The 13,658-nt window shown below is 42.4% G+C and carries 11 protein-coding genes; 2 read left to right on the top strand and 9 right to left on the bottom strand.

The annotated features are described in order from the left end of the window. Window positions 1-104: 104 nt before the first annotated feature. The 4 genes from G327_RS0106515 to G327_RS0106500 form a co-directional block, all read right to left on the bottom strand. A complete protein-coding gene (locus G327_RS0106515; RefSeq protein WP_019613955.1) occupies window positions 105-1,739 on the bottom strand; it encodes a methyl-accepting chemotaxis protein in 1,635 nt (544 codons plus the stop codon). Window positions 1,740-2,076: 337 nt separating this feature from the next. Next, complete coding sequence (locus G327_RS0106510) at window positions 2,077-3,636, bottom strand: AbgT family transporter (protein ID WP_019613954.1); 1,560 nt, start codon at window positions 3,634-3,636, stop codon at window positions 2,077-2,079. A gap of 290 nt (window positions 3,637-3,926) precedes the next feature. After that, a complete protein-coding gene (locus G327_RS0106505) occupies window positions 3,927-4,337 on the bottom strand; it encodes an acyl-CoA thioesterase (RefSeq protein ID WP_019613953.1) in 411 nt (136 codons plus the stop codon). A 51-nt stretch (window positions 4,338-4,388) separates the two neighbouring features. After that, a complete protein-coding gene (locus G327_RS0106500; protein ID WP_019613952.1) occupies window positions 4,389-4,937 on the bottom strand; it encodes an elongation factor P hydroxylase in 549 nt (182 codons plus the stop codon). A 96-nt stretch (window positions 4,938-5,033) separates the two neighbouring features. Between G327_RS0106500 and pdxH the strand changes: the two genes are divergently transcribed. Beyond that, on the top strand, window positions 5,034-5,687 hold the full coding sequence (gene pdxH / locus G327_RS0106495) for a pyridoxamine 5'-phosphate oxidase (protein ID WP_019613951.1): 654 nt from the start codon (window positions 5,034-5,036) through the stop codon (window positions 5,685-5,687). A 54-nt stretch (window positions 5,688-5,741) separates the two neighbouring features. On the opposite strand, the gene G327_RS0106490 is transcribed toward pdxH, so the two are convergent. From G327_RS0106490 to G327_RS0106470, 5 genes are all read right to left on the bottom strand, one after another. Continuing rightward, window positions 5,742-6,680, bottom strand: a complete 939-nt coding sequence (locus tag G327_RS0106490) for a Solitary outer membrane autotransporter beta-barrel domain (RefSeq protein WP_281167221.1) — start codon at window positions 6,678-6,680, stop codon at window positions 5,742-5,744. 53 nt (window positions 6,681-6,733) lie between these two features. Further along, complete coding sequence (locus tag G327_RS0106485) at window positions 6,734-8,146, bottom strand: cobyric acid synthase (RefSeq protein ID WP_019613949.1); 1,413 nt, start codon at window positions 8,144-8,146, stop codon at window positions 6,734-6,736. Window positions 8,147-8,223: 77 nt separating this feature from the next. Beyond that, window positions 8,224-9,273 (bottom strand): 3-deoxy-7-phosphoheptulonate synthase AroG, encoded by a 1,050-nt coding sequence (aroG, locus tag G327_RS0106480; protein WP_019613948.1) that lies wholly within the window; start codon window positions 9,271-9,273, stop codon window positions 8,224-8,226. An 81-nt stretch (window positions 9,274-9,354) separates the two neighbouring features. Next, entirely contained in the window at window positions 9,355-10,602 is a 1,248-nt protein-coding gene (gene moeA, locus G327_RS0106475; protein WP_019613947.1) for a molybdopterin molybdotransferase MoeA, read from the bottom strand. A gap of 148 nt (window positions 10,603-10,750) precedes the next feature. Next, complete coding sequence (locus G327_RS0106470) at window positions 10,751-11,683, bottom strand: LysR family transcriptional regulator (protein WP_019613946.1); 933 nt, start codon at window positions 11,681-11,683, stop codon at window positions 10,751-10,753. Between the two features lie 197 nt (window positions 11,684-11,880). On the opposite strand from G327_RS0106470, the gene G327_RS0106465 reads away from it, so the two are divergent. Further along, on the top strand, window positions 11,881-13,095 hold the full coding sequence (locus G327_RS0106465) for a pyridoxal phosphate-dependent aminotransferase (protein ID WP_019613945.1): 1,215 nt from the start codon (window positions 11,881-11,883) through the stop codon (window positions 13,093-13,095). Window positions 13,096-13,658 lie beyond the last annotated feature (563 nt).

Genomic DNA, 13,658 nt, shown 5'->3' with positions numbered 1-13,658 from the left:
ATTTTGACTTTGGGATCTTAACTGCAAATCGTTATTGGTTTATTGAGGCCTGCCACGAAAAAAGAGAATACGCTGGAAGTAACTTTCCAGCGTATTATCAAACATTAAACTTTAAAAGTTGCCATTAATTCACTTACATTCTGGCCTAATTTTTTCAGCGTATCACTGCTGCTGTTAATATCGGAGGCGATTTCATTAGTGGCATTTGCTAAATCTGCAATAACAACCACCCTTTCATCGATTTCTCTGGTCACTGCAGACTGCTCTTCCGCAGCCGTGGCAATATGATCATTAGCGTCAGAAATGGAATTAACGGAGCCAGCGATAGAGTCAAGGGAATCACTGGCTTTTGCAGCCTGTTCTACCGCAATAACTGCAATAGAACTACTCGTTTCAATCGCACTTACCGCCTCCTGCGCTTTACTTTGTAACTGCTCGATAATTCCATTTATCTCCAGAGTTGCCCCCTGAGTGCGCCCCGCCAGGGTTCTAACCTCATCTGCAACGACCGCAAATCCTCTTCCCTGCTCGCCGGCACGAGCAGCTTCAATGGCTGCATTTAATGCCAGTAAATTAGTCTGCTCTGCAATCCCCTTAATAACCGACAATACCGAATCAATAGAGCTACATTCAGAGTCCAGCTCTATAATCACAGCACTTGCAGACTGAATTTCAGTTGATAGATTTTCCACAGAGTTAGCAGACTCGGTCACCACCTTCTTACCTTCAAGCGCCTCACTATTTGCTCCCTGTGCCAGTCCGGCGGCCGTTGAAGCACTATGCGCTATCTCATTAATCGTACTCACCATCTCATTCGAAGCGGTGGCTATCTGCGCAGTTTCAGCATTCTGCTGCTCGGTACTTGCAACAGATTCCATTGATTTAGACAAAAGTTCAGATGCGGATACTTCCACCTCTGCAGAGGATTTTTGTACTGAAACGATAATGTTGTGGATTTTTTCTACAAACTCATTAAATGAGGAAGAAAGTTTAGCAACTTCATCTTCTCCGTTAACTGGAAGACGTACCGTTAAATCCCCTTCTCCTTTTGATAAATCCTGCAGTGCCGAAGTTGTAGAACGAATCGGTATAACAATACTTTTGGCAATAAAAAATAAACCTGCAAGTAAAAACACAATAATGACTACAACATAAACAGCTAAATCTGCAGCAAGCTGCCAGGTAGAGGCTCTGACATCATCGACATATATGCCGGTACCGATAATCCACCCCCATGGTTTAAAAGCTTTAACATAGGATACTTTTTCTAAGGGGTCACTGGATCCTGGTTTTTCCCATAAATAATCAACATGGCCAGCGCCGCTCTCTTTAGCCACCCTCACAAATTCCAGATATAAATGTTTTCCATTACTGTCTTTAACACCCGATAAATCTTTACCGGCAAGCTGCGGCTTAACCGGGTGCATAATAATAGTTGGTGAATAGTCATTAACCCAAAAATAGTTGCCGTTATCATAACGCATGGTTTTAACTGCATTTAAAGCTAAAGTCTGCGCATCTTGTTCTTCTAACTCACCACTTTTAAACTGTTCATAATAGCCGCTTACAACTCCATGCGCAGCATCTACCATGTTCTGGGTCTGTTTTGATTTAGCCACTAATAAACCTTCATTTATTTGTAATAATGACTCTCCGGCAACGAATAACACCCCCAGCAGAGTAATTACGGCAATTAAAGCTAACCTTGAACTAATAGAAAATCGATTCAGCATATCCATATGACATTAACCCCTGCAATTTATAAAAATTAACGACTCCTAAATGTAATTTAGTACCTATGATATTTATTGACAAACCACAAAGGTGATCAAAATCACACTTACGTGCGCGATGAGAAAATTAGCCCTTACATAACAACAAGATACCCCAAACACACTCTATAAATCACATTGAAAGCACATTAAAGTCAAAGGAAAGACATCAATGGCTCTATGGATTCAATAAGCATTGAATTAATAAATATCTGATTGAAATACAAGAAGAATTGTAAATACGAAAAAAAGAGGCAAAAAAAAGGTCTTATCAAACTGATAAGACCTTGATGCTAAGTAGAGGTTAAGAAGGGTAAATATAAGGCGCCTGTATACCTAGCGGAATACCTAATGCCCAGTATGCCAGCAGGAAGAGTGTCCATGCAATTAACATAGCAATTGAGTACGGCATCATCATCGAAGCCAGTGTACCAATGCCCGTGCTTTTAACATAACGCTGACAGTACACAACGACTAACGGGAAGAATACCATCAATGGAGATACTATATTTGAAACAGAATCACCAACACGGTAAGCTGCTTGTGAAAGCTCTGGAGAGATACTCACCGCCATTAACATAGGTACTAAAATTGGTCCGATTAATGCCCATTTAGCAGAAGCAGAACCCACCAGTAAATTGACAAATGCAGTTAGCAGAATCAAACCAACAATGGTCATCTCTCCCGGCATATCTAAATACTGTAAAAATTCAGCACCATACAAAGCTAAAATAACACCTAAATTTGACTGCCCGAATGCCATTAAAAACTGCGCACAGAAGAAAGACATGACAATATAACTGCCCATCGTTCCCATCGTTTCAGACATTGATTTAATGACCGAATCGTGAGTTTTAAAACGTCCGGATACTCTTCCGTATACTACGCCCGGGATGATAAACAAGATAAAAATCAACGGCACAATGGACTGCATCAACGGTGCATCAAAGGCTGTCATATCACCGGTTGGTGAACGCAGCGGCGAGTCATCAGGGTAGACTAAAACAATTAATGTAAGAATACCCAGCAGCATAGCTAAACCGGCACGATTAAAGGCTTTATTCTCAAGATCACTGATAGAGCCTAAATTCGGTGCTGTTTCAGCATCTTCATCAATTTCTACTTTAGAAAGGCGCGGTTCAATAATCTTTTCAGTTACCCACCAGCCCACACCAACAATTAAGATCGAAGATAGACCGGTAAAGAAAATATTTGATAATGGATTAACAGTGTAGTTAGCATCTAAAACTTGAGCGGCAGACTGAGTGAAACCGGCAAGTAAAGGATCGATGCCGGAAGGGATAAAGTTAGCAGAAAAACCACCAGAAACCCCGGCAAAAGCGGCCGCAATACCCACTAGCGGATTACGTCCTGCAGCATGGAAAATAATGCCGCCTAGAGGAATAACTAAAACGTAACCGGCATCGGCTGCTGTGTGAGATACAATAGCAACCAGTATTAACATAGGGGTTAATAACTTAGCAGGTGTAAAGCTAAGCATTTTCTTCAATGCAGTATTGATGAATCCAGACGAATCAGCAACACCAACCCCTAACATAGCAACCAGTACAATACCTAAAGGAGCAAATCCGGTAAATGTTTTAACCATGTTAGCTAAAAATGATGCTAAGGACGCGCCGGTAAGCTGGTTATTAACTTCGACTGCTTCTCCAGTAACTGGGTGAAATAAGCCGAATGAAAACTGCGCAAATACAGCAGATAACCCCCAGATTAATAACAATCCCCAAAAAAATAATAAAGCAGGATCCGGTACTTTATTGCCTGTTCTTTCTATAAAATTTAAAAAACGATCCATTCCCTTGGATGACGCCTGCGGCGCTCGTCTGATCGTTTCATTACTCATTGAATCTCCGATTAGTTTTTTAGTAAGCAGTAATCCCCTTAGTTATAATAAACATGAGGCAGTACTTCGTTTTAATAACAACACAAATTACTCTTTACCGAATAAAGTGCATTGTTGTAACCAAGCTACTTGGAAATACGGGTACTAGTGCCGTACATCAATGTTCTGCGCTAATTGTATTTCTAAGTGGTTTGATTTTTAAAATCGCCGTATTTTAATATATTTTGTGCGAATGTCATTGTTTTACTCTCAATATTGGCAGCAGATCTCACAATACAGCAGTTATTCGCTTATTCCTGTTCATTTATCTGCAGTGAATCAAGAATAACTTCAGGCACCGGCTGCAGTCGTTTATCCTTGTCTAAACAGACCATCTCTATTTCACCAATCACAGCAGCTCTAGCTGCCCCCGGACGCCAAACCTCCTGACGCCACAAGGTTTTATATTTGCCGTCAAGTTTGTAGGTGGTGCGGATATCACAAACTTCAGCAAATTCAACCCCGTCCTGAAAAATCATATTGGCTTTATAAACGGCAAAACCCAGCCCCTGTTCGCGCCATAATTTATCCAGAGCATTACTGTTGATAACATGTTCACGCGCACGTTCGAAATACTTTAAAAAATTAGGGTGATAAACAACCCCGGAATGGTCTGTATCTTCGTAGTAAATCTGTACCGGATGGTGAAAAACTTTACTCATTATTTATTATTCTCTTTAAGTGTAATTTTTAATAAGGGTTCACAATCGTTCTTAACGGTTATACATCCCCTGATAATCAAACATTTCGACAGTTAATTCTGGCACCTGATAAAAATCGCGGCAGGCTGCAGCCAGCAAAGAGGTACGTTCAGAAATACCATCCTGTAAAAACTGCATAACCTTGTCATGAACCTTATGTTTAAAACCTAAACGGTCAATCTCGATACCACTGAGGTTATCTGCACTAACATCAAACTTAAAACCACAGCTGACAGCAATGATCCATTCAATCGCCTGCGGCATGATTTCGACCTTTTCAAATTCAGCCTGCAGCTCTGCACTTCGCCCGTCCGGTTCATACCAGTAACCATAATCAACCAGTAAACGACGCTGCTCTCCGGCAACTAACCAGTGGGCAGTCTCATGCAGCGCACTGGCATAAAATCCATGCGCAAAAATAATACGGTGCAGTATATTGTCCGCATCTGCCGGCAGGTAAACAGGCTCATCATCACCAGCCAGCAGCTCTGTTTTATACTCAGTTAAAAAGGTCTGGTTAAAAATATTAATTAAATCTTGGTGTTTAAAGGTACAAGGCACAGTAAATCTCAATCTATAGTCTGAATTGTTCGACAAAAATAGCCACAAATTATACACTGCCCGCCATAACATACTAATTAAAATAAGAAGATTAACATGTCATTTATCAGTAAAATTCGTTGTGCTTTTACTCTCGGCCAAGGCTTACTTATCGAAAATAAAGCATTAAAAACAACTAATGATCCTATTGAGTTTTTTAATCACTGGTTAACCGAGGCAGAAAACAGCGGCATAATTTTACCTGAATCAATGTCAGTTTCTACCTGTACTCCAGAAGGACGCCCTTCCTCTCGTATGGTGCTGTTAAAAGAAGTGGACCACAAAGGTTTTGTCTTTTTTACCAATTACGGCAGCCGCAAAGCGATAGAGCTGGAAGTAAACCCCTATGCTGCTCTTCTGTTTCACTGGAATATGCTCCAGCGTCAGGTTCGTATTGAAGGACGAATTGAACGGATCAGCACAGAAGAATCCAATGCCTATTTCCAAAGCCGCGGACGAGGCAGTCGTATCGGTGCCTGGGCATCTCATCAAAGCCAGGAGCTTGGTGATCGTGAAACATTAGTACAACGGGTAAAGTACTTTGAAGAAAAGTTTGCCGGTAAAGAGGTTCCCTTACCTGAATTCTGGGGCGGTTACCGTATCATCCCGGAAAACATTGAATTCTGGCAGGGTAAAGCAGACCGTCTGCATGATAGATTTGTTTATCAGCCGACAGATGGAAACTGGAAAATAACACGCCTAAACCCTTAACTAAAAATGACCGCAGGGGGAGCCCCTTCCCCTGCTTATAAAAAGTTTATTTCACTATTCATTATAATATAAGCTGAGGGTACCACCACTCAGTGAACTGCCGTAATTAATCGTAAAACCAATTCCAATATTATCTAAGAGCGGGATCTTATTATTAGTATCAATAACCCAGCCGACAGTCGTCTCATAATAATAACCGTCATCTGAAAGACGCGACATATCTCCGCTCACATCGATCCGTTTGAAATCTACAGCAACAAAATCAGAAACACCCCATAACTTTGGAACATCAAACTTAAACTCAACGCCGTTAATTATCCGCCAGCCCTTAGGTCTAATTTCGCTAAGATTTTCTGCTTTACCACCGACAGCCCGACCGTAAACATAGTGATTACTATTATGAGCAAGCCATTGCCCCCATGACTGCTTCTTTGTATAACCGAAATTAATAAACGGCTCTGATATTAACGCAACAGCTGTCGTATTAAATACATTGCCGTCTAACAGCTCACGCAGTTCAGGAGGAAAATTACTATCGTAATCAAACTGGTTTTCATAATGCATTAAATGCATACCTAATCCGGCTTCACCATACCAGCTTTTTGAGAAATCATAGTGCTGCTGGTAATGTCCATAAGCACCGACTACGCGTTCTTTTTCAGCATTAGTGAGGCCGTGAAGAACCTGATTCTCACGGTGAACTTCTATATAAAATGCGCGTACTGCAATTTTATGTGACCAGGCAGGATCTAAATCCTCAAGCTGCCAGGTATAAGGTATTACAAAAATATCCAGGCTTTTTTTCAGCTCCAGCGTTTCTTCATCTCCCCAGTTGGGATCATCGGGATCAAATATATACTGCAGGTCAAAATTAGCGATACCAAAAGTGAGTGCATCACTATCAGACACAACCGTGCTGATAGCTAACGCTTCCTCAATTGATTTCCTGCCTAAATTATCCGCATTGGTTAACGGCGAGATAAACAGGACAATCCATAAAAGACGAAAATTTAGAATAAAAATAATCTGTCTCCTATTTAATAAGATTACAACCAGCCGTGCTGAGCAAACATGTCCGCCAATTTATCTAACTCGCAGTCAAGGTGAGCAGACCATTCAAAACCATTTTCCAAACCGCCCAGCTGTTTCATAAACCAGTTATAAAACACCTTGTTTTCAAAAACGCCATGCAGATAAGTTGTATATACATTACCCTGCCGCCAGCCTAAATTTTCTGCAATAAAAGGTAGAGCTTCAGCTGTCGCCGTTGTTTTCCCGTGGTGTATTTCATAACCTTTAATTCGTTCACCGAGCCAGTTAACCGAGGTTTGCTTAGTCGATTTAGCCTCGCAAATTTGCGTCTGCAGATCAATTAAGCCGAGTCCGATTTTATCACCGTCTTCGATATTTAATGGATCTGTTATCTGCCTGCCGAGTATCTGCAGACCACCGCAAATACCCAATATTAATTTACCGCTTTGTTTAAAGTCAGCGATTCGTTTATCCAGCCCTGTTTCCTGCAGAAAGGATAAACTTGCGCCGCTGTTTTTACTGCCCGGCAGAATTAAAGCATCAAACAGGTTTAAATCAACATTCTGATGAACGGGTACCAGATTTATATCTTGCTGATAAATCAGAGGATCAAACTCATCTAGATTTGAAGCATAGGGATAATAAAGTAGCGCAATATTGATTTTCCCACGTATCCATTGAGCACCTAGCCGGAAACTGTCCTCTTCGGGCAGCTGATGGCGATAATAGGGCAGGTTTGCAACCGTAGGAATGCCGGTTTTTTCCTCTAACCACTGCATCGCATTGCCCAGTAATGCCGGGTCCCCTCTAAATTTATTAAGCACAAAACCTTTTATCAGCTTCTGCTCTTCAGGTGCCAGACAAGCCCAGGTGCCTAAAAGGTGAGCAAAAGATCCGCCTCGATCGATATCAGAGACCAAATAAACATCTGCCTGACATTCAAGTGCGACCGACATGTTAACAATATCACCGGCGCGTAAATTAATTTCAGCAGGACTGCCGGCCCCTTCAATGACCACCTGCTGATAGTCTTGCTGAAGCTGTTTTAATGATTTTTGAACCTCCGGCCATAACAGTTTTCTGCGTTCCATCCAGGGTAAACCAGCAATTTCTGTATTTACCCTGCCGTTAACAATGACCTGGCTAAAAGTTTCTGCACTGGGTTTTAACAGCACCGGATTCATCATAACGCTGGGCACTTGTTTAGCGGCTAGAGCCTGCAGATATTGAGCACGGCCGATCTCTAAACCATCTGCCGTAATGGCGGCATTATTACTCATATTCTGTGCTTTAAAGGGGACGACTTTTATACCTCGGTTCGCCAGAAGACGGCAGATTGCGGTAACCACTAGAGATTTTCCGGCATCACTGGTACAGCCTAAAATCATAATAGGTGCATTTTTTGTAGTACCTGCAGATCCGTTCACAGCAGCTCTCTTAATTAGTAAATTTCAGATAAAAAAAAGCACCGTCGAAACAGTGCTTGATAATACTTTGAATAGTATTAAGCGCGTCGAGTCAGCACTGCAGCCGCAAGCTGCGATAATAACTCTTCAGTATCAGCCCAGCCGATACAAGCATCAGTGATACTTTGTCCGTATGTTGCGGCGGTATCATCGACTAGATCCTGACGGCCTTCAACTAAGTGACTTTCAACCATTACGCCGGAAATCGCTTTATCACCAGCGGCAATTTGAGAGCAGACATCAGCACAAACTTTCATTTGGTTTTCAAATTTTTTCTCAGAATTTGCGTGACTGAAATCGATCATTAATGTTTCCGGCAAACCTGATTTATTCAAATCAGCTTTGATAGCGGCAACGTCATCAGCACTATAGTTCGGTGCTTTACCACCGCGTAAAATGATATGGCAGTCCGGGTTACCAGCAGTTTCAACAATTGCACTATGGCCGAATTTATTCACTGACAGGAAATGGTGAGAAGCATTAGCTGCACCAATTGCATCTACGGCCACTTTAATTGTACCGTCAGTACCGTTTTTGAAACCAACAGGGCAGGAAAGACCAGATGCCAGTTCACGATGAACCTGAGACTCAGTTGTACGTGCACCGATTGCGCCCCAGGTCATTAAGTCACCAACATACTGCGGGGTGATCATATCTAAGAACTCAGTGGCAGCAGGAAGCCCCATTGCATTGATATCTAACAATAATTTACGGCCAGTGCGTAAACCTTTATTAATATTGAAAGTGCCGTTTAATTCCGGATCATTAATCAGACCTTTCCAGCCTACTGTGGTACGCGGTTTTTCAAAATAAACACGCATTACAATTTCTAATGTATCTTTGTATTTTTCACGCAGTGGTGCCAGTTTTTCAGCATACTCAAGCGCCGCTTTCGTATCATGAATTGAACAAGGACCAATAATCACTAAGACACGATCGTCTTTACTGCTTAGGATTTCACTGATCGCATGACGAGAGCCGGCAACTGTTTCGCTTATTTCTGGTGTTGCTGGAAATTTTTCTAATAATGCAATCGGCGGTAAAAGTTCTTTAATTGCAGTGATATGTACGTCATCAGTGTTTATCATAGTTATTCCCAAGGCACTTAGTTGTGCTAAAAAGTTAATTATATTTATGGTGCTTTTTATTTTTTAATTAGTACCGTGTTACTAATCCATTAAAGCATTGTACGGCTCAATTGTTACTGTTTCACCACCCTCAACATTACCGCGGTCTTGTTCAAGCACAATAAAACAGTTTGACCGGCTCATGGAGCTGAATACCCCGGAGCCCTGACTGCCCGTTGAACTAACAACCAGCTGCCCGCTATCATCAACAGAATAGACTGCACGCTGAAAATCGGTGCGCCCTGCTGCTTTTTTAAGGCTGTGCGCCGCTAGTGCATTAAAACGAATCGGCGCTTTGGCTTTTAACCCGCTCATGGCAGCCATCGCAGGCACCGCAAGCTGGTATAGAGTGACCATAGCGGAAACCGGATTACCTGGCAAGCCGAAAAATACGCTATTCGGCAGTTTACCAAAAGCAAAAGGTTTGCCGGGTTTAATCGCTAGCTTCCAAAAGCCGATTGAACCTAACTCGGTTAAAACATCTTTAATGAAATCGGCCTCTCCAACAGAAACACCGCCGCTGGTGATCACTACATCAGCCTGCTGGTCAGCAGACTGAACCGCCTCTCTGATCAGAGACAGATCATCTTTAATAATACCAAAGTCGATAACTTCAACATTCAGACGCGACAGCAGCGCAATAATGCTGTAACGATTGCTGTCATAAATATCACCTTCACAAAGTGTTTCACCTAAGCTTTTAAGTTCATCACCGGAAGAAATGACCGCCACTTTCAATTTTCTGAACACTTGAATTTCAGCTAAGCCCAGGGATGCAATTAACGGAATATCGCGCGGTGTTAATTTATGGCCTTTACTGAGCACTACCTGCCCCTGTTTAAGGTCTTCAGCAGCAAGGCGCACGTTGTCGCCAAGTTTGGGAGCCTGAGTAAAGGTAATCAATTCACCAGCCACTGCAGTACGCTCCTGCATAATCACAGTATCGGCACAGCCGGGCATAACCGCGCCGGTCATAATGCGGATACAGCATCCGGCAGGCAGTTCACCAGAATATGGGGAACCAGCAAAAGATTTACCTATCAGTTTTAAAGTAACAGGGTTTTCAGGAGAGCTGTTAATTAAATCATTGCGCTTAACTGCATAACCATCCATTGCCGAATTATTGAAAGGAGGGACATTTAACGGAGATTTAATATCTTCAGCTAATGCAAACCCGAGAGCCTGTGAAAGAGGCAGTCTTACTGCCTCACATACATTAGATAAAGACTCCTGCATTTTAATTAATGCTTGTTCTAGGGGCATTAAGCCTTTTGCATCACAACAACCCATCTGTTCACTCTCACCATATGATATAAATAGGCGTTCAGTGTGACTTTTTATTGGTTACACTGCAAATGAATGGACAACAAAAATTAATGAAATATCAAGATTATTCAAGCAGTAGCGGTGAAAACCTTTAAATAGTCAGTCCGCGCAGTTATTCAGTCGTATCAGCTACCTTAATCCCCTTAAGATGGGTAAAACAGCAGTCTATGGCTGTTTTAATAAAATCTTCCAGATAAGGCAGGGATTTCTGCTCTTCACGTACGGCTGCATACAGGGTATTCCATAGTCCCTCTTTACCTAACCGGCGCGCTACTACATAGTCTTTTTTCAGATATTCAAATAATGCCCAGTTGGGTAATCCGGCGACACCACGCCCGCTTGCTACCAGCTGCAGCATCATCAGCGTCATATCTGCCTGACGGATTTTAGCCGGAGAGACCCCCTGCGGCATTAAAAACTGATTGAAAATATCCAGACGCTCTTTTTCAACGGGGTAAGTAATTAAGGTTTCCTGGCTGAGATCCTCAGCTTCAATATAAGTTTTGTTAGCAAGGCGGTGATGGCGGCTTAATGCCAGCATAGGCTGATAACTAAATAACGGAATATAACTAATACCTTCAATGGGCTGCGGATCTGAAGTAACCACTAAATCCAGATTGCCGCGTTTTAGGGCAGGTAAGGGTAAAAAACTAAAACCACTGGAGAAATCCAGCTCTACTTCAGGCCAGCTGTCGCGAAATTTATCAATTGCCGGCATCAACCACTGAAAACACGAATGACATTCTATGGCCATATGCAGCCTGCCGGCATCGCCCGAAGCCAGACGCGATAAATCACGCTCAGCACTGCGGATCTGCGGCAGCACCTGCTCAGCAAGTTCCAATAAACGCAGCCCGGATATGGTAAATCGAACCGGCCTGGATTTACGGATAAACAACGAGCAGTTAAGACGCCCTTCTAACTCTTTTAACTGATGCGATAATGCCGACTGGGTAAGATGCAGTTGTTTGGCAGCCTCTACTAAACTGCCAGTACTGTTTAAAGTAGACAAGGTTTTTAAATGTTTAATTTCAATCTTAGTCAAAAGCGACCCCGATTCTGAAGTAAAAATGCGCAATTATTTCAACAATACTTGAAAAAATTTAATAATAATAGCCTGAATCCATGTCCGGCCGCTTTATTTACTTCACACTCTCTTTAAGATCAGGTACTTTTGTAAGTTACAAATTTATGTTCACTATTTTACGCGTTCCGCGCACCGTTTATGTTTAAGAGGTTCTCATGTATTCCATTGAAAAGTCCCATAAGTTAGATAATGTTTGTTATGACATTCGCGGACCTGTGCTTAAAGAAGCCCAAAAACTGGAAGATGAAGGACAGCGGATCCTTAAGCTTAATATAGGTAATCCCGCCCCGTTCGGTTTTGAAGCGCCGGAAGAAGTGTTAATGGATGTCATTAAAAACCTGCCGCAAAGCCAGGGTTACTGTGACAGTAAAGGTCTATTCTCGGCACGTAAAGCTGTTATGCAGCATTACCAGGCCAAAGGACTGCTTTCTTTAGCTACCGATGATATTTATATCGGTAACGGCGTAAGTGAACTGATCGTGATGGCGATGCAGGGTCTGTTAAATAACGGAGATGAACTGTTAGTACCGGCCCCGGACTATCCGCTTTGGACAGCGGCCGCCAATTTATCAGGTGGTAAAGCCGTACATTATATCTGTGATGAACAGTCAGACTGGTTTCCAGATATCGATGATATCAAATCCAAAATAACCAGCAAAACCAAAGGCATTGTCCTTATTAACCCCAACAATCCGACTGGTGCAGTTTACAGTAAAGAGTTATTAGAGCAGATAGTTGAACTGGCACGTCAGCATAATCTGATCGTTTTCTCCGATGAGATCTATTCAAAGATTGTTTACGATAATGCTAAACATATCCCGCTGGCGACATTAGCCGATGATATTTTAATTGTTACCTTTGACGGCCTGTCTAAAGCCTACCGTGTATGCGGCTTCCGGGTCGGCTGGATGATGATCAGCGGCGCTAAGAAACAGGCGCGTGATTATATCAGCGGCTTAGAAATACTCGCCAGCATGCGTTTATGTGCCAATGTGCCGATGCAGCACGCCATACAGACATCACTGGGTGGTTATCAGAGTATCAATGAGTTAATCGTTCCCGGTGGACGCTTATACGATCAAACACAAAATGCCTGGAAACTGCTTAATGATATTCCCGGAGTAAGCTGTACAAAACCTAAAGGAGCACTGTACCTGTTCCCTAAGTTAGATCAGAAAAAATTCAATATTAAAGATGATCAACGTTTTGCCATGGACTTGCTGATGGAAGAAAAGATATTAGTTGTACAGGGAACCGGCTTTAACTGGCACCGCCCGGATCATTTCCGCATTGTCTGCCTGCCGCGTATGGACGAACTAAGCAATGCTATTTCTAAAATCGGTAACTTCTTAGAAACCTACCGTCAGTAAAAAACAAGTATTTTACTAATCCGCCTATGATTTCTCCTGCTAAGCAGGGGGAATTATTAGGACTCTGTCTCAAAACCAGTCAATCTAATACCCTATCCCACTACGAACACCTGCCTCAGCGACACTAAAGAACCTGCTGCGAATTAAATAACCGCATAGCGCTATCCTACTTGCTTGTCACAATCATTGCAGCTGTAACAGCCGGCTTTGTGCTGGAAAAGCTTAGGTTTGAAAAGTATGTAAGGGGTAAAGCCTTTCAGATAACTGAAAATTCAAATCACGGCAGTTGGCGTGCATCTAAAAAGAACAGTGCTAGTGCCAGCTTCGAGTTGTAACAACACTACAAAACCTGCTGCTTCATACAGCAACAGAGCTCCCACAACGCCTTGCAGTTGCAGAGTAGTGGTAATCACTGTATGCCTATCTGGTTTTCAATATGGCAGGGTTTCAGCAGATTTCCCTTACCGCAGGCGCATTCATTTACTATTTATGCCGGCGAAGGCGCTAGGCCAGATAAACGCAAAAAGCCCGCAAGCGGGCTTTTTTTAATATTTAAATCAAAT

It is taken from the genome of Psychromonas ossibalaenae ATCC BAA-1528 (assembly GCF_000381745.1).
In the GTDB taxonomy this organism is placed as follows: domain Bacteria; phylum Pseudomonadota; class Gammaproteobacteria; order Enterobacterales; family Psychromonadaceae; genus Psychromonas; species Psychromonas ossibalaenae.
Note: the sequence above shows the minus strand (reverse complement) of the source record. Positions and strands in the feature narration are given on the sequence as shown.